We start from the raw sequence: 25,857 nt of genomic DNA on the forward strand, positions 1-25,857 counted from the left end.
CGATGAACTATTAGATGGATACAACAATCGTTAAATTAATAATATAAAACGATATCCGATACGGTGTACCGGATATATACTAACTAAAATTATTTAACTTGTCCTGGTATTTTAATATTAGTTGCGTGCATTCCCTTTGGACCCTCAGTTAATTCGAATTCAACATCTTGACCCGCCTTTAGTGTGCGGTATCCATCCATCGTAATAGTTGAATAATGTGCAAAAATGTCTTCATTTTCTGTTGTACTATCAGGAACAATAAACCCAAAACCTTTGGCATTATTGAACCACTTAACTTTACCGGTAGCCATACTTCTTTTCCTTTGGTTTTTTAAAAATTTAGAACCCGCAGTTGAATTTTCTGTCGGAACCTACATATTTAACTTTAGATAATATTTAACATGCGTCAAGTTTTTTGACGTAAAATGTTGGATGAATAAAATACGCGTTATTTACATTTTTTTTTACCCATTCACTACGAGTGAGACTATAGTTAAGTTATGAGTTATAAAGATTCGGGTACAATCGCAGATAAACAGATTAGTTCTGAAAAACAAGCGATTAAACCACCACCAATGTACAAAGTACTGCTAAATAATGATGATTACACGCCGATGGATTTTGTCGTAGATGTATTAATGAAATTTTTTAGAGTTGATGAAGAAAAAGCGACGCAAATAATGCTCGCTGTTCATTATGAAGGTAAGGGGGTGTGTGGAGTTTTTACAGCAGAAATTGCCGAGACCAAAGTTGCACAAGTTAGGGAATATGCAAGAGAGAATCAACACCCGCTATTGTGCACAATGGAAGAAGCATAGTATTTTTTTATTCGTTGTTGGAGTATAAGTATGCTTAATAAAGATTTAGAACAAACATTAAACGATGCTTTTCGTAATGCACGAGCTGAACGCCACGAGTTTATGACAGTTGAACATCTACTGTTAGCGTTAATTGACAATCCAGCTGCATTATCCGCGTTATCCGCATGTAGTGCTCCAAAAGAAAAATTACAAAGTGAATTATCAGAGTTCATTTCTCAAACTACACCCTTAATTCCTGAAGATGATCTAGAAAGAGAAACTCAGCCCACGCTTGGTTTTCAACGTGTTCTGCAACGCGCCGTTTTTCACGTTCAATCATCTGGCAAGCAAGAAGTAACAGGGGCGAATGTACTTGTTGCCATATTTAGTGAACAAGAATCTCATGCTGTTTTTTTATTAAAAAAATCAGACATCTCTCGACTCGACATCGTTAACTTTATATCTCATGGTATCTCACGAAATAGTACCGACGATAGTAACGCCTTTAATTCCGACAATATCAATGAAGCTCAAGTAGAAGGTGAGCAAGAAAGCACACTAAAAAACTATGCTAGTGATCTAAATGAACAAGCCCGTAATGGCAAAATTGATCCGCTTATTGGTCGAGACCAAGAAGTTGAACGCACCATACAAGTGTTGTGTCGCCGTCGTAAAAATAATCCACTATTAGTGGGGGAAGCGGGTGTGGGCAAAACAGCCATTGCCGAAGGCTTGGCTTATCGTATTGTTAATGAAGAAGTGCCAGAAGTTATTTTAAATTCAACGATCTATTCACTTGATATGGGGTCTTTACTAGCGGGGACAAAATACAGAGGCGATTTTGAAAAACGCTTTAAAGCGATCTTAAAAGAATTAGAAGAAGATGAAGGGGCTATTTTATTTATTGATGAAATTCATACCATTATTGGTGCCGGAGCCGCATCGGGTGGCGTTATGGATGCGTCTAATTTATTAAAACCCCTTTTATCTGGTGGCAAAGTCAAATGTATTGGCTCAACGACGTATTCTGAATTCCAAGGTATATTTGAAAAAGATCGAGCGTTAGTTCGACGCTTTCAAAAAATCGATATTTTAGAGCCGTCGGTTGATGATACAACTAAAATTTTACATGGTCTTAAATCGCGCTATGAAGAGCATCATGGTATTCGCTATACCAATAAAGCGATCCGTGCCGCCGCCGTGTTATCTGAAAAATATATTAATGAAAGACACTTACCTGATAAAGCCATTGATGTCATCGATGAAGCCGGCGCTGAACAACGTTTGTTAGCGGCTAGCAAGCGCAAAAAAACAGTTGGTGTGAGTGATATAGAACATATCATTGCAAAAATGGCCCGCATCCCAGAAAAATCGGTCTCTTCAACTGATAGAGATGTACTTAAAAATATCTCTCGCAACCTGAAAATGATGGTATTTGGACAAGATCCGGCTATTGATACACTTTCGTCAGCGATTAGGTTATCACGTTCAGGTTTAGCTAATGAAAATAAACCTATTGGTAGTTTCTTATTTGCGGGTCCCACTGGTGTAGGTAAAACCGAAATAACGCAACAATTGGCTAAAATTTTAAACCTCGAATTAGTGCGAATTGATATGTCTGAGTATATGGAAAGACATGCGGTTTCTCGATTAATCGGTGCGCCTCCAGGTTATGTTGGATACGAACAAGGCGGTCTATTAACCGACTCTGTTATAAAGCATCCGCATTGTGTTGTTTTATTGGATGAGATTGAAAAAGCCCATCCAGATGTATTTAACTTGTTATTACAAGTAATGGATCACGGCACGTTAACGGATAATAATGGTCGAAAAGCCGATTTTCGTAATGTTGTGTTAGTCATGACAACTAACGCGGGTGTCCATGTAACGTCGAGAAAATCAATTGGTTTTAATCATCAAGATCATAGCTCAGATGCAATGGAAGAAATTAACCGAACGTTTGCACCTGAATTTAGAAACCGTCTTGATAACACGATTTGGTTTAACCATTTATCACCAGAGATTATTGTACAAGTCGTTGATAAATTTATTGCTGAGTTAGAAACACAACTTGATAATAAAGGAGTTACGTTGGAGCTTAGAAGTGATGCACGTGAATGGTTAGCTAACAAGGGGTATGATAAAGCGATGGGGGCAAGACCGATGTCTCGTGTCATACAAGAGCATCTTAAAAAGCCACTCGCACATGAACTCCTTTTTGGTACTTTAGTTAAAGGCGGTAATGTTATCGTATCAGTTAACGGCGATGAACTTGATTTTACTTACGAAACTGAAAAATCAACAGCAGATGCTCATTAAGCTATAAAGGATGTGATTTATATAACCTTGTTTTGCATATACTAAGGCTAAAATATTTTATATTTATGTTTCAACGTTTTAACTTAAATGACAGCAAAATGACAAGATTATTAAAAAATCATCCTTGCAACCCAGCCATTGTTCTCCTAATTTTATAAACGGAGTCGTTAATAGTAGCGGCTTTGTTTAAGAAAAAGACTAAGGGGTAGTCAATGAAAAGACAAAAAAGAGATCGTTTAGAAAGAGCGCATTCTAAAGGTTATCAGGCAGGTGTATATGGTAAAAATAAAGAAACGTGTCCATATCAAAGTGTTGATTCAAAATCCCAATGGTTAGGCGGTTGGCGAGCCGCAATGGAGGATAGGGCTGACGGCTTTATTAATACAAAATAATAAAAGTGCTAACAACATAATGCAAAAAGCCCCTATAAAGGGGCTTTGTTCTTTATAAGCGATTAAACTTATACAATTAAAAAGCAGATGTATCTTGGAATAAGCCTACTTTTAAATCTTTAGCAACATAGATCACTTTGCCATCAACAGCGACTTCACCATCAGCTAGACCCATAAACAATTTACGTTTGATAACACGCTTCATGTTAATGGTGTAAGTTACTTTTTTAGCCGTTGGTAATATTTGGCCTGTAAATTTAACTTCGCCTACACCTAATGCGCGACCTTTACCAGGACCATCACACCAGCCTAAGAAAAAGCCAACTAATTGCCACATGGCATCTAAGCCTAAACAGCCTGGCATCACCGGATCACCTGGGAAATGACAATCAAAAAACCATAGATCAGGTGTGATATCGAGTTCAGCTTTGATAATACCTTTACCATACTCACCACCTTCTTCAGAGATAAGCGGAATGCGATCCATCATCAACATATTAGGCGCTGGAAGCTGGCTATTGCCTGGACCAAATAATTCGCCACGGCTACAGGCTAATAAGTCTTCTTTTGTAAAACTATTCTGATTCATATTAAGTTTATTTTAATGATTAAAAACGCGCATACTTTAGCGAACATGTGTGCGCTAAACAACTCTGAACAGTAATTAATTGATATTAAATCCTAAATAAATGTTTAAATTTTTCAAAGAAGGTAAGTTCAGGCTCCGATTCATGATCAAATTGGTCTAATGAAGCACGAACCTTATGATACAAATTATTTTCATCATCGGATTCTGCTGGTAAGTTAAGCAAAATAGGGGAGGCCTGAGTCACATGTTCGATAGGGTGTATTTCAAATGTTCCTGCTTCTATCGCTTCAGTTACTTGAATTGATAAATTGAGGTGACTCACATTACCCGCAGGGATGATAACTTTATGCACTATATCGGGTGACTGTTGCTTAGCGATTGCATAAAAACTCTCAATCTTTAAATCTAAACCTCCAACCACTAGAACATTCCCTAATTGATCCATAGCCCCTGTGATCGCCACATTTTGTTGAACAGGCACTTTAGCTAACGCAGAGAGTAAAGCATATAACTCAGCAATAGACGCGCTATCGCCGTCAACTTCATGATAAGACTGTTCAAAAACGATATTTGAAGACACAGGCATGGGTGAGTTTTGTGCAAATGTGCGAGATACAAATGAAGATAAAATCATCATGGCTTTCGCATGAATATTACCCCCTAAGTCTGATTTTCGTTCAATATCTCCAATATCTCCATCGCCTAAAAATACATTAGCAGTTATACGTGAAGGCTCACCAAATTCAGCATTATCCGTTTCTACAACAGTTAACCCATTAACTTGACCAATAACTTCGCCTTGAGTATCCACCTTAATTGAACCGCTAATGATTTGCTCATAGTTAAATTCACAAGCGTGCGAATAGAAACCGGTTAATTGACTAACGGCTACCTCAACATCTGATTTAACATAATCCTTAGGTAACAAGTGTTTAAGGCTTAATAGGTAATGTAAGTCTAAACTTAACCAATTTTGATCTTCAATATGTCTCGATAAAGCCCAACAGATTGATATAAATTGCTCAGATGTAATATCTTGATTGTAGACCTGAGAAATAAAAAATTTAAAATGTTGGATATTTGAACAGTCAGGTTTAAACGCTAAATCAGCTTCGTAAGTGATTGCTTTGTTTATATTTTTTAATCTAGGGAAATGATAACGTAGATCAGCTAAGTCACTTGATAACCCATAGATGACTATCCGTAAATTAAACGGTATTGTTTGATGTACAATTTTAAGTGACGTGCTTGATAAGTTTCTATCAACTAAACAACGCGAATTAAACTGCTTTGCGATGAGTGATTCAATTAAGATTTGCGCTAAATATTGATCCTGCATCAATAGTTCCGCAGGAATATAAAGTGGTGAATCGTGATTAAAATACAGACTAGGAATAAATTGGACTTCATCACTAGCACTTTCACTGTGCGCAAACACACCAAATAACTCTGAAACAGAGCCTGCATTCAATTCATTAACAACAAAGATATCAGTCGGTTTATTAATAGAGGCTAACATAAAACAATTATCAGCACTGTTGAGCGTGGATTGAATAAATTGTGCTAACTTAGGGAACAAAAATTGATTGCTCTTATTTGTATCAAGAGCCGCTAATGATGGAGCATCTTCAAGTAACGATTTTATAAATTGCTGGTTGTTCAATTTTTCAGTTAAACCGTTTAGATTATCAGGCATATTCTTATCTATATTTTACAATTAACGCTAGTTTAACGTGTTTTAAATTAAACCGACATGTTTAACATAATTATTATCACACCTAAGTCTAAAACAGATGCATAACTCATTTGTAGAATTACAGGCACGTAATCTAATTTACAATTCAATATTATCCAGTACTGCAGAAAAGTGTATTAAATGAAAGTTACTCCTTACATGACTTTAAATAGGGAAGCAGACTTTGTATCTTACAATTACAGAACTCTACTATTTAATATAAACACAATTTAACATAATATACATTATGGGCTATTAATGATATTGTTAATTATAAAAGAATAGTGAGTTTCAGAGTTGCTATGTATGCTTTAAATCTTAAGTTGTTAAGTAATAACGAATGTATGGCGCGCCGTTTATTTTTGCAAAATAACATAAGCAACGAAACCATCAATTAAACAATGAATGAAATCCAATGCCGAACTATTTTTCAATAAAAATATGTAGGATCATTGAAGTCACTATACATTATGTGTTGCCGATTTGATTTTATAGGCACTAATTGTATTGGGGTAAAATATATATCGAGGTTAACTATAGTCTTCTCGCTCAGGTTTTATGGTTCATTGTCAGCGCTTACTCGCCCCAATCACATAATAGAGCATATGTTCATGGGGTCTCGAAGCTTGACGGCTTCCCCTAAAACCCGATCGCTTTGACTATATAAATCGCCAAATAACAAAGAATCCAATCGTTATACACTTGTTTAACACCGCCTCAAAAGCGTTTTCTTAATGTATTTAATAAAGCTATTATTACCGATAACTAACAATTATCGGTAATAATAGATATATGTATAAAAACACAGTAAAATCTATTTAATGATTAATTCGCTAATGTAAATTAGTTTATATTAGCGTTCAACAAGGCGCCTTGGTATTTTGTATCGAAATAATACCGTTGAAAACTCTGATCCTCATCGCAATTTACCCGTTTTAGCGGTATCACTTCAAGCGGATGATCAAACATTATTAAACGATTATTACAGTAAGGTTTTTGTGTATCTACCTGAAAATACACGTCGAGCGTATTTAAGTGATATGCGAGAATTTAATAATTGGTGTGCAATTGCGGGTTCGATGGGTTTAACACCTGACTTGAGGCATTGCGCTATTGTTATTGAAGAATATGCCGCCTATTTAATTCATAAAACCACATTAGCTCGTGCCACAATAGAACGCCGGCTTGCTGTTATTTCAACTTTTTTAAAAGCATTACAGTGGCCTAACCCTTTAAGCACCACCAAAACCACCCCGCATAGCATCAAGCTACAACTTGATAAATATCGAACTGCGGCACAAAAACAAGCTAAACCGGTCACTGTTGAAGCACTAGAATATATAAATGACTATTTTATTCCTGATAATTTACGTGATATGCGGGCTCGATTAGTCGTAAATATTATGTTTGATGGGGGCTTACGCGCGAGTGAATTATGTAGCCTTACAGTTGATGATGTCGATACTCACAAAAAATTAATTTATTTAAATCACAGTAAAACAGATCAAGCAGGATACGGGTCACATCGCTTGATCACAAAAACCAGTTTAGCGTTGTTAAGTGAATGGCGATTTGAGGCCAATGTACATGAAGGCCCCCTGCTTCGGTCACTGAGTCCTAAATTAACCATTCAACGTTCAGGTATGCAATATCGTGCTGTTTTAAATGATTTTAAACTTATTTCTAAAAAGCTTAATTTAACAACCGCTCAGAGTTTAACCACACACAGTGCTCGTGTTGGTGCAGCCATTGCGATGGCAGAAGCCGGTGAAGATGTGATAGCAATCATGCGCTCAGGTGGTTGGAAGTCACAAGAAATGGTAGCTCGTTATACAGAGCAAACTCGTGTGCAACAAGGTGGCATGGCGAATACCGCTCGTAAACTCAAACGCTAACTAACTTTATTTATTCGATGAAAAGCCTATCTATAGTCTTCTGGCTCAGGTTTTATGGTTCATTGTCAGCGCTTACTCTCGACTTTGGCTCCTGCGTCGTTCTAACACCTAAATCCATTTACGCGGCTCCAATCACATAATAGAGCATATGCTCATGGGGTCTCGAAGCTTGCCTGCATGGATGCAGGTAAGGGGCGAGAGCAGGACGCGGTAGCTTTGACGGCTTTGCTTATCATGGATGTAAGTACTTAGGTTTCGTCTGGAACGAGAAACCTGCCCCTAAAACCCGATCGCTTTGACTATACATTTTGTTCTGTCATATCAATTATTCTCCTGTATAATTTAAAACATTATGAATGGTCAGTATTATTCTTATTGGCCATTAAACTATTATTTATGACGTTTTAATTCATTCTTTTTTGATAAATTAAAGCAACAGAGCGAACTATGACTGTAGAGCAATTTGATCCACAAACACCGACCCATGCCAATAAATCCACAGATAAACAAACAACAACGCTAGAAACGCCATCAAAAATGATCAAAGAGCAGCATCAATCTGTTGACACAAATCAAGCGGCAAAAGTTGGCTTTGTTAGCTTAGGTTGCCCCAAAAACACGGTTGATTCTGAACGTATTTTAACTCAACTTCGCAGTGATGGTTACGAGGTTACGCCATCGTATGATGATGCAGAATTAGTGATAGTTAATACGTGTGGCTTTATTGATAGTGCAGTGAAAGAATCATTAGATACAATTGGTGAAGCGCTCACTCAAAATGGTAAAGTTTTGGTTACAGGCTGTTTGGGAGCTAAAGAAGACCAAATTAGAGAAGTTCACCCAAATGTATTAGGGATCACGGGGCCACACGCATATGAAAATGTAATGGAACAAGTTCGAACTCATGTACCCAAACCTGCCCATGATTCATTTACCAGTCTAATCCCCGATACGGGCGTTAAATTAACCCCAAGACATTTTGCCTATTTAAAAATATCGGAAGGTTGTAATCATCGTTGTTCTTTTTGCATTATCCCCTCTTTTCGTGGTGATCTTGTCAGCCGCCCTATCGGTGAAATTTTAGATGAAGCGAAAAGATTAAAAGCGGCAGGCGTAACTGAATTATTGATCATTTCGCAAGACACCAGTGCTTATGGTGTTGATGTAAAATACAAAACCGGCTTTTGGGATGGCAGACCCGTTAAAACGAGTATGCAAGGTTTATGTGAAGCATTAGCTGATTTAGGGATCTGGGTTCGATTACATTATGTATATCCTTATCCGCATGTAGACAAAATAATTCCATTAATGGCCGAAGGCAAAATATTGCCTTATCTAGATATTCCTTTTCAACATGCAAGCCCTGCCGTCTTAAAAAGAATGAAACGTCCGGCGGCGGCTGAAAGAGTTTTAGACCGCATCAAAAAGTGGCGAGAGATATGCCCTGAACTGGTTATTCGCTCTACCTTTATTGTTGGTTTTCCGGGGGAAACCGAAGAAGATTTTCAAATATTATTAGATTGGATCCAAGAAGCTCAACTGGATCGGGTTGGCTGTTTCAAATATTCTCCCGTTGATGGCGCTGAATCAAACACATTACCCGATCAAATAGCGGAAGATGTAAAAGAAGATCGTTTTCAACGCTTCATGTTATTACAACAAGAAATCAGCCGCTTAAAATTAGCCGACAAAATAGGCTGGGAAATGCAAGTCGTTATTGATGAAGTCACTGAAGAAGGCGCGATAGCCCGTACTTACGCTGATGCGCCGGAAATTGATGGTGTGGTATATTTGAATGACATTACCCATTTAAACGTCGGTCAGTTAGTGGATGTGGTTATCACCCATTCAGATGAATATGACTTATGGGCTGAGCTTATCAATGATTAAATAATCACCAAAACATGAACAATGTTTTACTCAACACAATGATGTCCGTGTTTTTGGATTATCATTGTGTTTTATTTTAAAACGCTTTTAATACGCACGGATGCAGTCAACTTTAAAATTTAACCTATAGCTTGGTCATGTTGAATAAAATCTATACGACAAAGATAAACACGCCCTAGGTATAATCACATCTATGTAGACTATAAGTTTTAGCAAATCCTTGCTTTATCAGTAATTTTTACTAATTTAATTATATGCTTAAGTGCAGAGAATCAAGAATGATTAAAATTGGTATTGCATGTTTTATTTTTATCACAAGCTTTTACGTTAGTGCCAAAACAACACTCGTTGTTTTAAATTGGCCTGATTATTTACCGCCTCAAATAATTAAAAATTTCGAAGCTCAATATGATGCTTCGATTACACAAATATACTTTGAATCTGACGAACGAAAAGATTATTTACTCAATACCCATCAAGGCGAAAATTATGATGTTGTTGTTTCGAGTATGTTTAGAGCTAAAAACTATCAAGCTAATAATTGGTTAGAATCTGTATCTCAAACCGATATCCCTAACATTAAACATGTATCACCAACTTGGTTTAAAGAATATAAAAACAGTGATCAAACCTGTGTACCTTATGTTTGGGGATCCATTGGTATTATATATAATGCTGATGTCGTAAAAACCCCAATGCAAACTTGGGCGCATTTTTTTACGGATCCATTAAGCCCTAATATTCGAATAAAACTTTTAAGTGACTCGCGAGACGTCATTGGTTCCGCGCTTATTTCGCTTGGGTATTCAGCAAATGAAGAGAACGTTGATATTATTAACTCAGCAGGAAAATTGCTATTTAATCGTTTAGAAAATATAGATTCGTTTGGTGCACTTGAATTAAGTGAACGTTCACTATTAATCCAAGATAAAATTACAATGGCAATGGCTTACAATGGCGATGCGATGCTGCTAACTAAATTAGATAACCGTTTAAAATTTGTCGTCCCCAAAGAAGGCACCTCATTGTGGTTAGATTGTTTAACGGTAATGAAAAAATCTAAAAACAAAAAGCTCGCTTATCAATTTATTAACTTTATACATGAACCAAAAAACGCAGCGCATATTACAAAATCTTTGTATTATGCATCAACAAACGAAACGGCAAAGCAATATATTCCAAAAGAGATATTAGACGATCCTCAGGTTTATATAAAAAAAGAAACACTTGATCGGTCAGAGTTTTATAAAATTTTAAAACCAGTGGTACAAAAGAATCATCAAACTATATATAGTCAATTAAACTTTTTATTAGATAAACCAAAACAATGAGTCATGGATAGATGAAATTAAAAACTAAAATATTATTGTTTGTTGTATTAATTTTATTCTTCCCTTTAGCTATTCTAGGGTTGTATGCTTATCAACAAACAAAAACACATGCCGACACCCAAGCCGAAATTTATCAACAATACGAATTAGATCAAAAAACCGTCTCAATAAAACACTATTTTGATAGCCATTTGGCTGCCCTTCAATTATTAGCCAAATCAGAAATTGTTAATCAATACATTCAAATAGAGAACCCAACTGATCGTTACTCAATCGCTTTAAATTCACTGTTAAAGGCCTTTAGCAATTTTGCACATGCCTACTCAGATTTTTATGAAATCAGAATTATCACCATTGAGGGTGAAGAAGATGCACGTTTTAATCCACGTTTTTTAGATAACATCAATGAAAACGAAGTTAATACTAATTGGTTTAAAGTTATGTCGACTTCTGATCATAATCAAGCATTAATCTTTGATGAAAATAGAGATAATGACGAAACCGCTTTATATGCTATTCACAAATTATTTAAACCTTTACCTTCGGGTTTACAACTTAATCAAGCTGTTTGGGGCTTTTTAGTCATTACGATTGAACCTAATTTAATATCTAAAGTGATGATAGAAAGTGAAGCTGACTCTGGTATCAGCTTATTATTAACACCTAACCAACAAGCTTTTTTTAATAATCAAGAGCAACTAGAGTCAAAAACAATCCCACATTATATGTATGAGAAGTTATTAGAAGCGGCTAACAAAGATACTGATTTTTCATTAAATTATAAAAATGAAGATATGATATTTAAGGCCAATAATTTAGATTTTGGTTATTATTTAGCCGTGGGTACATCGGTCGATAAGCTTTACTCAAATACACGAAAACTATCATTATTTACTATATTTTTAACGTTAATCATGATTATTACGGCTTGTATCATCAGTTACTACATGATCACTCGAACCTTATTAAACCCGCTTGAAAGATTAATTAGAGTGAGTAAAAAGGTCGCTAATGGCCAATTAGCGGTACGAATTAACATAAAAAGAGAAGATGAGATCGGTCAATTATTTGAATCATTTAATAAAATGACCGCGTCTTTAGAATCATCACGCTACTCAATTAAAGAATACCAAACTGAATTAGAACAACGTGTTAACTCTCGTACCCTCGCATTACAAAGTGCAAATGAAGAACTGATCCAGTCTCGGCAAGAAGCAGAGCAAGCGAATGAACTAAAAAGTCGATTTTTGGCTAATATGAGCCATGAAATTAGAACGCCGCTAACCGCGATTCTCGGTTTTACCGAACATGCTTTATCACGTGGTACTGAAGATTTAGAAAATCGCTCGTTACTACAACGTGTTGAAAAAAATGGTCGTCATTTATTAGCGCTTATTAACGATATTTTAGATTTAGCCAAAATAGAATCAGGCAAACTGCAGGTCGAAAATATACCAACATCAATATTTGACATTATGGCGGATATTGAAACATCCTGTGCAGATAAAGCACATGACAAAGACTTAGATTTTAAAATTAATTACACCTATCCAATTCCTGAAACATTCAATATTGATCCAACTAGATTAAAACAAATATTACTCAACATATGTTCTAACGCCATTAAATTTACTAAAAAAGGATCGGTGACGGTTAATATTAATTATTATCCTTCTGTTAATAATTTAATTGTTGAAATTATAGATACCGGAATTGGCATGAGCGCAGAAGAAGTTAAAAACTTATTTAATCCTTTCATTCAAGCTGACATTTCCACAACACGAAATTTTGGTGGTACGGGTTTAGGGTTAGCGATTACTAAATATTTAGCTGAAATACTTAATTGCGAAATTTTTGTTCAAAGCGAAAAACTAAAAGGTTCACGTTTTACGTTAAAAATAAAAGCGCTTAACAATGTTAATAATTTGGTTGATGAAAAACCGTTTACAACCAAAGCTAACAATGCGGCTAAAAAAGAATTGCTAAACTTAAAAAATAAGTCGATTTTATTGGCTGAGGATAACCCTGATAATCAAACGTTACTCAAATTATTAATAGAGCCTTTGCAAGCCGAACTAGAAGTTGTGGAAAATGGTTTATTAGCCGTTGAGCATGCGATTGCTGAAGAATATGACTTAATACTCATGGACATGCAAATGCCCCTCATGGGCGGCTTAGAAGCTACCAGTATGCTAAGACAAGCTGGTATTGATACCCCAATTATTGCGTTAACCGCTAATTGTATGCAAGCTGATTTAGATCAACATAAAGTCGCTGGTTGTACAATGACATTAGCAAAACCCATTGATAACACTGCTTTTTATAAAATGCTTCGAGATTACCTTGCAAACGATACTGAAATTGATCTGACTATCGACGATTTAGATGACAAACTCAAAAACAGTGATGAATATAAAAAACTCGTTAAGCAATTTGAAGGCTCATTAACTCAAGTATATAAAGTCATGGTAGATAATCATGAACAAAATAATTTAGTGGTTGTACAGTCTGAGGCGCATAAATTAAAAGGCTCGGCCGCCAGTTTAGGCTTTCCAGATCTAAGTTTTATTGCTTCAGATATTGAAATTAGTGCCAAGGCAAACGATACTAATGAAGTGACTGTCAAATTAAATCAATTACAGCAAGCAATGAATAAAGCTATTAAGGATTCATAAATTCATGAGATTAAACACTGGTGAAATTTTACGTCGTGAACAATCTATTTTAATCGTTGATGATGCACGATTAATGCGTGATTTTTTACGCAACATGCTAACGGAATTAGGCTTTAGTCGCTTTATTGAAGCTGAAACAAAAGCAGAAACACTCAGAAAATTTGAAAACGAAAAACCAGATATCGTGTTTTTAGACATTGAACTAGAAGAAGATAATGGTTTGGATATATTACAACTATTGCGTAAAATGGATGAAGACTCAAAGATTGCGATTGTCAGCGCACACAGCACAATTGTTAATGTACGCAAAGCAATGGATTTAGGCGCTAAAGGTTTTATGGTTAAACCTTATAAACCTAAAAAATTAATTTCAACGCTGAGAAACATGGGAGTGAACATTGCCTAACAATGTTCACTTTACTGTTAATATATCCAAGTGACTTGCGTATATTAACTAATACCCAGGTATTTATGGGTTTGAATTGAAAGACGCCAGTTTTTCTTAATACAGGTTTCAATCGCTAATTCTGTTGCTCGTTTCTTTTGTGATATTGGCTGTAAATAAACAAGCGGTATCACCGTTAAATTTTGTAACAAAGCTTCAAGTTCAAATATATGGTTTTCTGTTGCTATCGGGTGCTTTATTTCATTAGCTCGTTGTAATGCAGAATTTAAAACCGGGTAGCCACCTTTCATATTCACTTTTGGCGACACAGTAACCCATGTTTTTTCATGTGTTTTAATCTCAAATGTGCCACTTGTTTCTATTTGTATAGAATAGCCTTGATCAATAAATAAATTGGTTAATGGGTGTAAATCATACAAACAAGGTTCACCACCGGTGATGACTATATGTTTAGCCGTAAACTTTTCTTGTTGGATAATAGATAACAATGATTCAGGTGTGGTGTTAAACCAAGTTGGACTATCCGCTGATTTTGTAATAATGGCGTTTGCATCGACTTCATCATTAGGATCAACATCCCATGTTTGTTTTGTATCACACCATGAACAACCGACCGGACAGCCTTGTAAACGAATGAATATTGAAGGCGTGCCAGTATAACTGCCCTCACCTTGGATCGTTTGAAAAAATTCATTAACCGGATAAATCATTAACTATGTGTTCCTTAATTCGATGGTTTATTACACGTTGATTAGGTAAAATCAGTGTAAATTATACCTGAACAAAAAAATGGTTAATATGTCTGATACAAATTCACCTGAAAAAGTCGTCGTAATCTTCTCCGGTGGCATGGATTCTTATACCGTCCTCAACCATGCAATCAAACAAGGCTATGATGCCTATGCATTAACATTTGACTATGGTCAACGCCATATTAAAGAAATCACTTATGCTAAATCAGCTTGTGAAGCTTTAAACGTGAAACATAAAGTAATTGATATTAGTGCGATTAATCAAATAATAGCCGGTTCATCGCTGACTGATTCAATTGATATTCCAGAAGGCCATTATGCGGAAGAATCGATGAAATCAACGGTTGTCCCTAATCGTAATATGATTTTATTATCACTTGCGGTTGGGTATGCTGTATCACTTGAAGCAACAAAAGTATTTTATGGTGCACACTCAGGAGACCATGCTATTTATCCTGATTGTCGTCCTGAATTTGTTAATCGAATGAATGATGTATGTGCAATCGCAAACTATGACGCCGTTGAAATTGTTACACCCTATTTAGATAAATCAAAAATAGAGATCTTAACCGCCGGTTTAAAATTGGGTTTGGATTATGCTAAAACTTGGACTTGTTATAACGGTAGAGAAAAGGCATGTGGTAAATGTGGGGCTTGCCAAGAACGATTAGAGGCATTTAAACTAAACAATTTAGTAGATCCACTTGATTATGAATAAATAAAGTCCAGCCAGATTTATCTGACTGGACTTTGATGAGTCTTTTTATTTACAACAAATCGTTTAACACTTGAACTGGGTGTTTAGGTTTAAACGACTCAAAACGATTAACTTGCGATCGACATGAATAACCGGTCACAATAATTTGCGTTTTTTCCTCTTTAGCCACTGCATCTCGCCAACTCAAATTATATAACGCTTCGCTATTGTTTAAATGATCAACTTCATGGCCGTATGTACCTGCCATGCCGCAACAACCGACTTCAACGGTATTAAGTGTTAAACCAAACTTGCTGAAAATAGTAACCCATTGACCCTGACTTTTTGGTAAAGCCGTTTTCTCGGAGCAATGTCCAAGGAGTTTATAATTTCTAGCTTGGTCTTTTAATGTCGGTAATTCTATAGAAACTAACCATTCATGAGGTAATAAAACATCATAATTGACTTGTTTTTCACCTAACACTTTTTTGTATTCATCGCGGTAACATAAAACCAGTGAAGGATCAGTTCCGACTAAGGTAATACCTAAATCACTCACTTTGTTTAAAAATTCACTGGAGCTCGACGCCGTTTTAGCAAATTTTTGTAAAAAACCTTTTACATGTTGCGGTTTACCATTTGGCTGAAAAGGTAACAATAAAGGTGTATACCCTAATTTGTTAATCAGTTGGATCCAATCTTTTACTACCGTTGCATCATAAAATGAAGTGAAAGGGTCTTGCACAATCGCGACTATTTTTTCACGTTGTGTGGGCTCCATCGCAGTAATACGTTCAAGGTCCCAATCTAACACATTCAGTTGACCAACTTGTTGCTTTAATGTTGGGTAACTTAAAGTCGGCGAATCGATATAGCCAATAACATGTTTAATAATAAACTTGCTCAACATATTATCAGTAACAAAATTAGCTAAGCGAGGGGCTTTAGCTAATAAAGGTGCGGTTTTTTCAATAGTGCCCACTAAATGATCTTTTATGGGGCGACTATATCGGCTGTAATAAACTTGTAAAAAGCGAGCTCTAAAAGTAGGTACATCCACTTTAATAGGACAAGCACTTGAACAGGCTTTACAGGCTAAACACTCATCCATTGAATTTAAAACTTCATGCGAATAATCATACTCACCTTGTTTTTTCTTCCAAGTATTCATTAATTTGCTAAAACTCGAAACAATAGATGATTTTTGATTTTGTATTTTATTTTCAAGTTGCTCAAAGTCGATATTCTGCTGACTTAATTGACGTAACCATTCACGCATTAAACCCGCACGACCTTTTGGAGAATGTCGACGATCGCGTGTTACTTTGAATGATGGGCACATAGGTGATGATGTATCCCAGTTAAAACATAAACCATTACCATTACACGTCATCGCGGTATCAACGCTATCTCTAACATTGACCGGAATTTGGCGATCAAAATAGCCGCGCTTTGTATCATCCACAGAAACTAAGCTTTCAGTCGAATCAATAGGCGTACAAATTTTACCGGGGTTCATTCGATTATAAGGGTCAAAAACACTTTTTATCTTACGTAATTCATTAAAAAGGGTTTCACCAAAAAAATTGGGGCCATATTCACTTCGATAACCTTTACCGTGCTCACCCCACATAAGGCCACCGTATTTAGCGGTTAACTCAACAACTTTATCTGAAACTTCACGTAATAAATTTTCATCAGGCTCATCGCACATATCCAGTGCCGGCCTAACATGCAAAACCCCGGCATCAACATGACCAAACATACCGTATTGCAAATCATAACTATCGAGTAATACTTTAAATTCTGCGATAAAGTCAGCTAAGTTTTCTGGTGGTACCGCGGTGTCTTCGGCAAACGCTAATGGTTTTTTATTGCCCTTGGTATTCCCTAATAATCCAACTGCTTTTTTACGCATCGCATAGATTGTTTGTATCGAGGGTAAATCATACGTTATTTGATAACCAATAACGCCTTTATCACCCACCGCTATTATGTCGTCTAATTTTTGAGACAACTCAGCAACCCGTAACTCTATTTCGGCTTGATCATTAGCGTTGTACTCAACAATGTTAATGCCATCCATAAATTTATTGGGTACATCTTCAATCAAATGATTAACCGAATGCCAGATCACATCTTCTTTAGCTAAATTGAGTACCTTGCTATCAATGGTTTCGACAGAGGTCGCTTGAGCTGCAACAAGAAAAGGCGCGTTGCGCAAGGCAGAATCAAAGCTATCATACTTAACATTTACTAACGCTTTAAAATTAGCAATCGGTGTGACATTAAGCTTTGCTTCCGATAAAAAAACTAATGACCCTTCAGAGCCGGTAATTAAACGAGTCAAATCAAATTCAGTTAACTCATCATTATAAATATGCTCTAAATCATAACCGGTTAAAAAGCGATTAAGGCGCGGAAATTTAGCTAATATCTCTTCTCGATAATCGCGGCCCGTTGCCATCACTTGTTTATAGATATGCCCAATTGTATTATTATTTTCAGCTTTTAACTGGGCTGCTTCTAGCGATAAAGCTTGTGTGTCGAGTTGTGTACCATCAACTAAAACAGATTTAATGCCCAGTACATGATCAGACGTTTTACCATAAACCAAAGATCCTTGACCCGAAGCATCGGTACTGATCATGCCACCAATAGTTGCTCGATTGCTGGTACTTAAGTCGGGAGCAAAAAAGAATCCAAAGGGTTTTAAAAAAGCATTGAGTTGATCTTTAACCACACCCGCTTGTACTCTCACCCAGTTTTCTTCGGCGTTAAATTCTAAAATTTGATTCATATAACGACTTAAATCAACCACAATACCTTGAGTCAATGACTGGCCATTAGTCCCTGTTCCGCCGCCCCTAGCCGAAAATTTAACAGACATGTGTTCAGGCTTATTGGCAAGCTTGGTTAAAATAATTAAATCATCATTATTTTTAGGTAAAATAATAGCCTGTGGCAAAGATTGATAAATACTATTATCGGTTGCCACTGAAAAACGGCTAGCGTAGCTAGTTTCGATATCGCCAGCAAAACGACTGTTTTCTAGCGCAGTTAAATAATGTAAATAATCTTTAGCAACTGAATCAACAGCCGTTAAACGAGGTAAAGTAGTCATATAGGAAAAGGTATCTTAAACGGATAGTTTTAACCCTATTATACGGGATAAATAAAGACGCTGGGCAGCGTCTTTATTGTATTTAAAAATGTCTTATTACTTATCGAGCATCTTTTAACGATTCAGAGATTAAAAATGCCATTTCAAGTACTTGATCTGCATTTAACCTAGGGTCACATTGGGTTTGATAAGCGGTCGATAAATCATCATCTGAAATATCGTAAGCGCCACCGGTACATTCAGTAACATGTTGACCGGTCATTTCAAGATGGATCCCCCCCGCATAAGTCCCTTCTGCTTTATGTACAGCAAAGAAACCTCTTAATTCGCTTAATATGGCATCAAAATTGCGGGTTTTGTAACCACTGCTAGCACTAAACGTATTGCCATGCATAGGATCACTACTCCAGACGACCTGCTTACCTTCTTCTTTCACTTTTCTAACTAAAGCAGGCAATTTTTCTGGTAATTTATCGGCCCCCATACGAGTGATTAAGGTCAAACGTCCGGGTTCATTTTCAGGATTAACCGCATCAATTAATCGAATGAGTTCTTCAGGGTCCATCGTCGGCCCCACTTTGATACCTACCGGGTTATTAATGCCTTTAAAGTATTCTATGTGCGCATGATCAAGTTGACGTGTACGCTCTCCAATCCACACCATATGTGCTGAACAGTCATACCATAATCCCGTTAGCGTATCTTTACGAGTTAAGGCCTCCTCATAACTGAGCAATAAAGCTTCATGTGAAGTAAATAAAGATGTTTCACTGATTGCAGGCGTGTTTTTAGCCGTAATACCGCATGTTTCCATAAATAACAAAGACTGGTGGATTTGATCAGCCATAGATTTATATTGATCTTTTAACGGATTAGCATCAACAAAACTCATATTCCAACGGTTAACCTCATGTAAATCGGCTAAGCCACCTTGTGCAAATGCGCGTAATAAATTGAGTGTAGCTGCCGACTGATTATATGCCGTTAACATACGTTGAGGATCTGGAATACGCGCTTCAGGGGTAAAATCAAAACCATTAATAATATCGCCACGATAGCTGGGTAATGAAACACCATTAATCGTTTCCATATCCGCTGAGCGAGGTTTTGCATATTGACCTGCCATTCTCGCTACTTTAACAATTGGGCATTGGCCAGAAAACGTTAAAACAACTGCCATTTGTAATAATGTTTTAAACGTATCTCTAATTTTGGGGGCGTTAAATTGATTAAAAGATTCTGCACAATCTCCGCCTTGTAATAAAAAAGCGTTTTCTTGTGCAACATTAGCTAACTGACTTTTTAAATCACGGATTTCAGCCGCGAAAACCAGTGGTGGATATTTTGCAAGCTCAGTTTCAACTCGATTTAGTGCCGCTTGATCAGGGTAAGTCGGTTGTTGCAAAATAGGCTTTGAGCGCCAGCTTGAAGGAGACCATTGATTCACAATATAAAACCTTTTAAAACAGGTACCTTAAATAAGTTAGTGGATACTAAAAATATTCAGGTAAAACAAATTGATAGATAAGAGTTTAGCAGACGAAATACGATATACCCAAGTCACACAAAACTAATGACTTTCTATATACGTTATCAAGCCGTCACAGGCATTTTCTACTAGATCTAATACATATTCGAAGCCCTTATCGCCGCCATAATAGGGGTCAGGCACTTCTTGAACCGTTGGAAAATCCGTCGCAAAGTCCAAAAAGTATTTTATTTTGTCATGATAATAATGCGGACATTGTTGAATAAGATCCTGATAATTAGCACTATCCATTGCTAAAATTAAGTCATAATCTTCAAAGTCATTGTCATTAACCGAGCGCGCGTATAAATTAGAAAAATCATAACCTCTAGATTCCCCGTGCTTACGTGAACGTTTATCGGGTGTTGCCCCAGAATGATAATTTGCCGTACCTGCACTATCATATTTGGTAGGCAATTTAGCCGCGATAGCCTTTTGACGAAATACTGCATGTGCAGTAGGTGAACGACAGATGTTGCCTAAGCAAACAAACAAGACGGAGTTGATAGCGTGATTCAAATCTTTCATTATTATGGATTATATTTTAAATCATTAAACAGTCATGCATTGTCTGTAATATGCTGATAAAAATCAAAAAATATTTGATAAATCGCTCGTTTTTTTAAATTTATTTTATACTGATATAAGGTCATCGAATAGGAACGTTATGAAAAGGTCGTGGTGGGATAACTTTACCGACTGTGAATCAGCTGAAAATGTTGAAATGAAACGAAAAAAGCTCATTTTTTATTTCAGCTGTTACATTGGAAGTTTTATTATATTTGTCTTTGCAAGTCGTCATAATGGCACTGACGATCCTCAATTAAAAACATTACTTTATTCTGGCGGCTTTGTTTTATTTTTTACCGCAGCTCTGTCTCATTTTATTAATCAATTCATGGTATTTGCGACCATTGCTGGATTATGTGTCGCCACTTTTATGCTCTTGCTATTAATGTCAGGTGGTTTCGAAAATACTGGACTTTATTGGTTATATCCTTTCCCTATTGTGCTGTATGTTTTGTTTGGTCATCGCTACGGTATTTTATTAAATTTACTCTTATTTGCAGCTTTTTGTTTTTTACTTTATAACCCTTCATATATTAAAGCCGATTATAGACCTGAAGAAATCAGCCGGTTTTTATCTTCCTTTTTAGTGATGGCTACCTTAATGTTTATCACGGAATTTTTCAGGTTCAGAAGCCATGAAGAAATGACAAAAATCACTAACGATAAACAAAAACTTGCCAATACCGACCCGCTCACGCGTCTGCCTAATCGCCGATATTTAGATTCTGTTTTTTACGAAAATGCGACTTCCAGACCGGATCATTATTTTCCATTGACGATAATTGTTGCTGATTTGGATCATTTTAAACGAATCAACGATACTTTCGGTCACGATGTGGGCGATCAAGTTTTAGTTGAAACCGCGCAGCGTTTTTCTTTATTTATTAGAAAAGTAGATGTTGTGATAAGAACCGGGGGTGAAGAATTTATGATTTTACTGCCTAATACCGAAGAGTCACAGGGGTTCTTAGTGGCAAGCAAACTCTGTGATCATATTGCGGACAATACGTATGAAGTAGATGACATGGAAATTGATATAACGTGTAGTTTTGGTTTATCGAGTACACAATCTATTGCACGATTTGATGAAACCGTTAAAGCTGCTGATGCCTTACTTTATAAAGCAAAAGCAGCAGGTCGAAATCAAGTAATTGCAGATTAAGCGTTATTTTTTATTACGCGCCGTCTAACAAATAACAGGCCACTTATAAAGGCTAAAATACCATAGCCCATACTCGCGCCTTTACGTTTAACTTTATTTTGCTCATCAAAACAACCTTCAGAATCATCTCCACCAGGAATAAGCTTTAACTTAACCACTTTTGTGTTTGATTCTTGAATGGCTTCGCCTTGAGAGTTAAATATGGTCGAACCATCTAAAAGCTTCGCATCAGCAGCGACAGTCGCGGTTGCAATGATCTCGCCATCTTCATTTATGCCTTCACCTTCAACAATCGTAACACCCGATTCACAAGAAATAAGGTTATTTAAATCAGTGAATGTTTTTTCATTCATATCATAAATAAAGCCATGGTTAATAATACCGCCTCCATTTAATGAAGTGACTTGAGTTTTACCCACGATAAAACCATTATCACTTATGGCATTAACGGTGGTTTGAGCAGACTCATCAGAAGAATCAATAAATACAATGCCCTGTTCTGGCTGATTTATATCATAATAAAAAGCTTGGTTAACAATACCAAACGATTTTCTCACATTCGCTTGTCCAACCACTATATCGTTATTATTAATATCCGTCGCAATACTCTCAAAATATAATTGATAATCATCGGCAATGGTTATCACTTCATCATCTTTATAAATCGTAGCAAACGTTGTGAGTGCGGTTTCGGCTTCATTTAAATAAACATGGCTACGTCCAACTGCGATCCCACTTTCATTAACGGCCGTTGCCTGACTATATAGGTTAAAATAATTATCCGCATTTTCGTTAAACGCAACACCTAAGTCTTTTGCTTCAAGAACTTCGCCGGCCGCATTTACTCGCCAGCGGTAGGCATGATGAGTGGTGGTAATCGTTTTATATAAATTTTCACTCGTTTTACTGGCAGCGCTTGAGCTCGTCGAGAAGTTTAATTCACGTGAGCGCCATAAACAAATTTCTTCAGGTTCAAATTGCGATTCAGTATCATTCAATTCACAATTAGATAATTTAACATCTAACGTTGAATCTTCTAGTACTTTCATACCCGTTGAGGCATGACCTACCACATAACCAGAATTAGAAACATCGGTTGCAATACTGCGGCCATTTCTAAAATCAGTAAATGGTGGATCAAGTAAAGTGACATTGCCGCCAATTTTAACAAAAGCACGCTCAATGTAATCTTGAACATGAAATGTTTTATCAACTAACGTTTCAACGCCATCAGCATCTGTTTGTTTTTGCTGATAGGGAATATCTTGATAAGGTGACTCGGTAGCGCCAACAACCCAGCCTAAATCATTGATTGCCGTTAACGACTCATTAAATTCAAATGAATATTGGTTAGTATTGGCATTAATAGTATCTAGAACAGGGAAATGTGATAATGAATCATTAGTACTTACAGCCCCCCAATATTCACCTATTTGATGATAATAACCACTCAATTGCTTATTAAACAGGTTAAATGTCAAATCTGTAGAATGTAAGAAGCCAGCAATATTTTCTAAACTGGTGTTATCAATCACACCCGCTTGTATATTATCTGCACTGTCTTGTCCTAAAAATGCAATTAACTCTGCATTCTCAAAATTAAGTTGCGTAATATCAAATGGGTGATTATATAAAACGCTGCTATTCACATAACTATTAAATTGAACGCCGTATATATTTGCTAAATAGGATTTCAAATCATTACCGCGAACAGCGGCAACCATGTCGCCTTGCTCGTTGATATCACGCGCATAAGCATGGCGAAATTGATCAGGCGTCGCAAGTTCGATTACTTCATATTTTGCGGCTTGACCTGAGAAACTTAGCCCGAGTAAGGTACTTAAGATAATTGTCTTTTTCATAAATATATTAATTGGTTTCATTTTGAATAGCTTCTAATGCTTCCCATTCGCTAAAGGCGTCATCGAGTTTCGCTTCTTCTTTAGCTAATGTATCTAATACTACTTTTGAATCGTTTGCGGGTTGCTTGTAAAAATTTGGATCACTCACTTTCGTTTGCAACGCTTCAATACTGGTTTCGAGTTTCTCTATTTCTAACGGTAATTTCTCTAATCTATCTTTTTGCTTAAAAGAAAGTTTAACTTTTTGTTTTGGTTCAGTTTTGACCGCCGGTTTTGATTTTTGTTCCGCCGGTGCTTTTTTAATTGTTTTATCTACGGTTAAATTGCTCACCGGAATGGCATCATACCCGCCAACAAACTCTTTGACCACACCCTGACCTTGGAAAAAATAACTCGTTTGTACGGTATTATTAACAAATTCACGATCATGGCTCACAATGATTAATGTGCCTTTATATTGAGTAACCAGATCTTCTAAAAGTTCTAATGTTTCAATATCCAAGTCATTGGTTGGTTCATCGAGAATCAACATGTTAGATTCTTTTAAAAATAACTTGGCTAATAAAAGTCTATTTTTTTCGCCACCTGAAAGTGATTTAACTGGAGAGCGTGCACGTTTAGGTGAAAATAAGAAATCTTGAAGGTAACCTAATACATGGCGCGGTTGACCATTAACCATAATATCTTCACGGCCATCACCTACATTATCCATAACCGTTTTTTCTTCATCTAACTGGTCACGATATTGGTCAAAATAAGCGATTTCAAGGTTAGTCCCAATACGAATAAACCCTTCTTGGGCTTCATACTGACCTAAAATCAATTTTATTAAAGTTGATTTACCACAACCATTTGGCCCTATAAATGCTATTTTATCGCCACGAATAACTAAACTTGAAAAGTTTTTAACAATCGGCAAATCACCAAAAGAATGAGTGACATTTTCGAGTTCAGCGACAAGCGTGCCAGATCGTTTTACATCATCAAAGCTAAATTTAACATTACCTTGCACATTTCTTCGTTCTTTACGTTCATTTCGTAACGCTTTTAACGCGCGAACTCGGCCTTCATTTCGTGTTCTACGTGCTTTAACACCTTGTCTGATCCAAACTTCTTCTTGAGCGAGTTGCTTATCAAACTTTTTGTTATGTTCTTCTTCTATGCGCAGGTTTTCTTCTTTTTCGATTAAATACTTATCATAACCATGCTCGTAGTTAACTAATTGACCGCGATCTAAATCGACAATGCGATTAGCGACTTTACGAATAAACGCTCTATCATGACTAATAAAAACGATCGCGCCTTGATATTCTAATAAAAAAGATTCTAACCATTCAATCGATTGATAATCTAAATGGTTAGTCGGTTCGTCAAGTAATAAAACATCAGGTTTAGCCACAAGCGCTCTGGCTAATGCGACTTTACGTAACCAACCGCCCGATAGGCTTTCAAGAGGTGCAAACATTTCTAACGATAATCGAGAAATAATTTGCTGAATCGAAGGTTCATATTGCCAAGCATCATGCTTTTCAATAATCGCTTGGTATTGTTCCATCGCTTGCATATCAGGTTCAGCTTTCATCGTTTCAAGGGTAAATTTAGCAAGGGCATCACCCGCTTCACCTAAACCCGATGCCACATAACTATATACGTCGCCTTCTGCACTTCGAGGTGGATCCTGTTCTAAACGACGAACGATGGTGCCTGTTCTAATGTTAATTTCACCTGAATCCAGTTTAATTTGTTCATCGATCACTTTAAGTAAGGTTGATTTACCCGCACCATTACGGCCAACGACACTGATACGCTCACCTTTATTAATATAAAAATCGGTGCCGCTTAATAAAGGGTTATCGCCAAAAGCTAATTCAGCGTTGGTTATTCTATATAAATTCATTATTTATCTAATAGTGCCTTAAGATCAGTAGCCGTAAAAGGCCAGTTTAAATCAATGTGTTTATCTACATGACGAAATACCGGGATTGTTAAACTGTATTTAGCTAATAATTCAGTTGAATCAACAATATCTATACGTTCAATTAAATCGGTGATCCCTAATATTTTGCATTCATCAAATGCTAAATCGCATAAATGGCACCCATCCGTGCCATACAGTATATAAGGTTTCAT

At 36.5% G+C, this 25,857-nt stretch carries 20 protein-coding genes; 10 read left to right on the forward strand and 10 right to left on the reverse strand.

The genetic code is table 11. The features are described 5' to 3' along the window. Positions 1-89 precede the first annotated feature (89 nt). A complete protein-coding gene (gene cspD, locus DPX34_RS04720; protein WP_111977268.1) occupies positions 90-311 on the reverse strand; it encodes a cold shock domain-containing protein CspD in 222 nt (73 codons plus the stop codon). A 189-nt stretch (positions 312-500) separates the two neighbouring features. On the opposite strand from cspD, the gene clpS reads away from it, so the two are divergent. The 3 genes from clpS to rmf all read left to right on the forward strand — a co-directional run bounded on the left by clpS (position 501) and on the right by rmf (position 3,511). Next, positions 501-818, forward strand: coding sequence for an ATP-dependent Clp protease adapter ClpS (gene clpS, locus DPX34_RS04725; protein WP_111977269.1), 318 nt, complete (start codon positions 501-503; stop codon positions 816-818). 30 nt (positions 819-848) lie between these two features. After that, positions 849-3,119 (forward strand): ATP-dependent Clp protease ATP-binding subunit ClpA, encoded by a 2,271-nt coding sequence (clpA, locus tag DPX34_RS04730; protein WP_111977270.1) that lies wholly within the window; start codon positions 849-851, stop codon positions 3,117-3,119. Between the two features lie 212 nt (positions 3,120-3,331). Continuing rightward, the gene (gene rmf, locus DPX34_RS04735; protein WP_111977271.1) at positions 3,332-3,511 is read left to right on the forward strand and encodes a ribosome modulation factor; all 180 of its coding nucleotides are present in this window, start codon (positions 3,332-3,334) and stop codon (positions 3,509-3,511) included. 76 nt (positions 3,512-3,587) lie between these two features. Here rmf and fabA read toward each other — a convergent pair whose 3' ends face one another. Together fabA and DPX34_RS04745 are read right to left on the reverse strand one after the other, a co-directional pair. Next, positions 3,588-4,100 (reverse strand): 3-hydroxyacyl-[acyl-carrier-protein] dehydratase FabA, encoded by a 513-nt coding sequence (gene fabA, locus DPX34_RS04740; protein WP_111977272.1) that lies wholly within the window; start codon positions 4,098-4,100, stop codon positions 3,588-3,590. A gap of 85 nt (positions 4,101-4,185) precedes the next feature. Continuing rightward, entirely contained in the window at positions 4,186-5,796 is a 1,611-nt protein-coding gene (locus DPX34_RS04745) for a S16 family serine protease (RefSeq protein ID WP_111977273.1), read from the reverse strand. Between the two features lie 920 nt (positions 5,797-6,716). Between DPX34_RS04745 and DPX34_RS04750 the strand changes: the two genes are divergently transcribed. The 5 genes from DPX34_RS04750 to DPX34_RS04770 all read left to right on the forward strand — a co-directional run bounded on the left by DPX34_RS04750 (position 6,717) and on the right by DPX34_RS04770 (position 14,032). Next, the gene (locus tag DPX34_RS04750; protein WP_111977274.1) at positions 6,717-7,730 is read left to right on the forward strand and encodes a tyrosine-type recombinase/integrase; all 1,014 of its coding nucleotides are present in this window, start codon (positions 6,717-6,719) and stop codon (positions 7,728-7,730) included. 447 nt (positions 7,731-8,177) lie between these two features. Continuing rightward, positions 8,178-9,620: a 30S ribosomal protein S12 methylthiotransferase RimO gene (rimO, locus tag DPX34_RS04755; RefSeq protein WP_111977275.1), complete on the forward strand. Its 1,443-nt coding sequence runs from the start codon at positions 8,178-8,180 to the stop codon at positions 9,618-9,620. 278 nt (positions 9,621-9,898) lie between these two features. Further along, on the forward strand, positions 9,899-10,951 hold the full coding sequence (locus DPX34_RS04760) for a polyamine ABC transporter substrate-binding protein (RefSeq protein ID WP_157964620.1): 1,053 nt from the start codon (positions 9,899-9,901) through the stop codon (positions 10,949-10,951). Between the two features lie 11 nt (positions 10,952-10,962). Then, complete coding sequence (locus tag DPX34_RS04765; RefSeq protein ID WP_111977277.1) at positions 10,963-13,626, forward strand: ATP-binding protein; 2,664 nt, start codon at positions 10,963-10,965, stop codon at positions 13,624-13,626. Between the two features lie 4 nt (positions 13,627-13,630). Continuing rightward, entirely contained in the window at positions 13,631-14,032 is a 402-nt protein-coding gene (locus DPX34_RS04770) for a response regulator transcription factor (protein WP_111977278.1), read from the forward strand. A gap of 44 nt (positions 14,033-14,076) precedes the next feature. Here the strand turns inward: DPX34_RS04770 and queE are convergent, their stop codons facing one another. After that, positions 14,077-14,739 carry a 7-carboxy-7-deazaguanine synthase QueE gene (queE, locus tag DPX34_RS04775; RefSeq protein ID WP_198673636.1) on the reverse strand — a complete coding sequence of 221 codons (663 nt, stop codon included), beginning with the start codon at positions 14,737-14,739 and terminating at the stop codon, positions 14,077-14,079. A 91-nt stretch (positions 14,740-14,830) separates the two neighbouring features. On the opposite strand from queE, the gene queC reads away from it, so the two are divergent. Continuing rightward, complete coding sequence (gene queC, locus DPX34_RS04780) at positions 14,831-15,502, forward strand: 7-cyano-7-deazaguanine synthase QueC (RefSeq protein ID WP_111977479.1); 672 nt, start codon at positions 14,831-14,833, stop codon at positions 15,500-15,502. 49 nt (positions 15,503-15,551) lie between these two features. Here the strand turns inward: queC and ydiJ are convergent, their stop codons facing one another. The 3 genes from ydiJ to DPX34_RS04795 form a co-directional block, all read right to left on the reverse strand. Then, positions 15,552-18,605, reverse strand: coding sequence for a D-2-hydroxyglutarate dehydrogenase YdiJ (gene ydiJ / locus DPX34_RS04785; RefSeq protein WP_111977280.1), 3,054 nt, complete (start codon positions 18,603-18,605; stop codon positions 15,552-15,554). Between the two features lie 100 nt (positions 18,606-18,705). Continuing rightward, the gene (locus tag DPX34_RS04790; protein WP_111977281.1) at positions 18,706-20,052 is read right to left on the reverse strand and encodes a class II 3-deoxy-7-phosphoheptulonate synthase; all 1,347 of its coding nucleotides are present in this window, start codon (positions 20,050-20,052) and stop codon (positions 18,706-18,708) included. A gap of 123 nt (positions 20,053-20,175) precedes the next feature. Next, positions 20,176-20,661, reverse strand: a complete 486-nt coding sequence (locus tag DPX34_RS04795) for a low molecular weight protein-tyrosine-phosphatase (protein ID WP_111977282.1) — start codon at positions 20,659-20,661, stop codon at positions 20,176-20,178. A 139-nt stretch (positions 20,662-20,800) separates the two neighbouring features. Here DPX34_RS04795 and DPX34_RS04800 point away from each other — a divergent pair, with 139 nt between their 5' ends. Continuing rightward, positions 20,801-21,865, forward strand: a complete 1,065-nt coding sequence (locus tag DPX34_RS04800; protein ID WP_111977283.1) for a GGDEF domain-containing protein — start codon at positions 20,801-20,803, stop codon at positions 21,863-21,865. Here the strand turns inward: DPX34_RS04800 and DPX34_RS04805 are convergent. Genes DPX34_RS04805 through DPX34_RS04815 form a run of 3 tightly spaced genes read right to left on the reverse strand, consistent with a single transcriptional unit; the run spans position 21,862 to position 25,857 of the window. Further along, positions 21,862-23,748, reverse strand: a complete 1,887-nt coding sequence (locus DPX34_RS04805) for a DUF3466 family protein (RefSeq protein ID WP_111977284.1) — start codon at positions 23,746-23,748, stop codon at positions 21,862-21,864. The genes DPX34_RS04800 and DPX34_RS04805 overlap by 4 nt on opposite strands. After that, positions 23,735-25,624, reverse strand: a complete 1,890-nt coding sequence (uup, locus tag DPX34_RS04810) for an ATP-binding cassette ATPase Uup (protein ID WP_111977285.1) — start codon at positions 25,622-25,624, stop codon at positions 23,735-23,737. Before uup ends, DPX34_RS04805 begins: the two co-directional genes overlap by 14 nt. Further along, positions 25,624-25,857: a glutaredoxin family protein gene (locus tag DPX34_RS04815; RefSeq protein WP_111977286.1), complete on the reverse strand. Its 234-nt coding sequence runs from the start codon at positions 25,855-25,857 to the stop codon at positions 25,624-25,626. The genes uup and DPX34_RS04815 overlap by 1 nt, the downstream gene beginning before the upstream one ends.

This window comes from Algibacillus agarilyticus, from assembly GCF_003286125.1.
GTDB lineage: Bacteria > Pseudomonadota > Gammaproteobacteria > Enterobacterales > Alteromonadaceae > Algibacillus > Algibacillus agarilyticus.

Coding starts and splice junctions, on each gene's coding strand:
- cspD (WP_111977268.1), bottom strand. CDS start 311: ATGGCTACCGGTAAAGTTAAGTGGTTCAATAATGCCAAAGGTTTTGGG.
- clpS (WP_111977269.1), top strand. CDS start 501: ATGAGTTATAAAGATTCGGGTACAATCGCAGATAAACAGATTAGTTCT.
- clpA (WP_111977270.1), top strand. CDS start 849: ATGCTTAATAAAGATTTAGAACAAACATTAAACGATGCTTTTCGTAAT.
- rmf (WP_111977271.1), top strand. CDS start 3,332: ATGAAAAGACAAAAAAGAGATCGTTTAGAAAGAGCGCATTCTAAAGGT.
- fabA (WP_111977272.1), bottom strand. CDS start 4,100: ATGAATCAGAATAGTTTTACAAAAGAAGACTTATTAGCCTGTAGCCGT.
- DPX34_RS04745 (WP_111977273.1), bottom strand. CDS start 5,796: ATGCCTGATAATCTAAACGGTTTAACTGAAAAATTGAACAACCAGCAA.
- rimO (WP_111977275.1), top strand. CDS start 8,178: ATGACTGTAGAGCAATTTGATCCACAAACACCGACCCATGCCAATAAA.
- DPX34_RS04760 (WP_157964620.1), top strand. CDS start 9,899: ATGATTAAAATTGGTATTGCATGTTTTATTTTTATCACAAGCTTTTAC.
- DPX34_RS04765 (WP_111977277.1), top strand. CDS start 10,963: ATGAAATTAAAAACTAAAATATTATTGTTTGTTGTATTAATTTTATTC.
- DPX34_RS04770 (WP_111977278.1), top strand. CDS start 13,631: ATGAGATTAAACACTGGTGAAATTTTACGTCGTGAACAATCTATTTTA.
- queC (WP_111977479.1), top strand. CDS start 14,831: ATGTCTGATACAAATTCACCTGAAAAAGTCGTCGTAATCTTCTCCGGT.
- ydiJ (WP_111977280.1), bottom strand. CDS start 18,605: ATGACTACTTTACCTCGTTTAACGGCTGTTGATTCAGTTGCTAAAGAT.
- DPX34_RS04795 (WP_111977282.1), bottom strand. CDS start 20,661: ATGAAAGATTTGAATCACGCTATCAACTCCGTCTTGTTTGTTTGCTTA.
- DPX34_RS04800 (WP_111977283.1), top strand. CDS start 20,801: ATGAAAAGGTCGTGGTGGGATAACTTTACCGACTGTGAATCAGCTGAA.
- DPX34_RS04805 (WP_111977284.1), bottom strand. CDS start 23,748: ATGAAACCAATTAATATATTTATGAAAAAGACAATTATCTTAAGTACC.
- uup (WP_111977285.1), bottom strand. CDS start 25,624: ATGAATTTATATAGAATAACCAACGCTGAATTAGCTTTTGGCGATAAC.
- DPX34_RS04815 (WP_111977286.1), bottom strand. CDS start 25,857: ATGAAACCTTATATACTGTATGGCACGGATGGGTGCCATTTATGCGAT.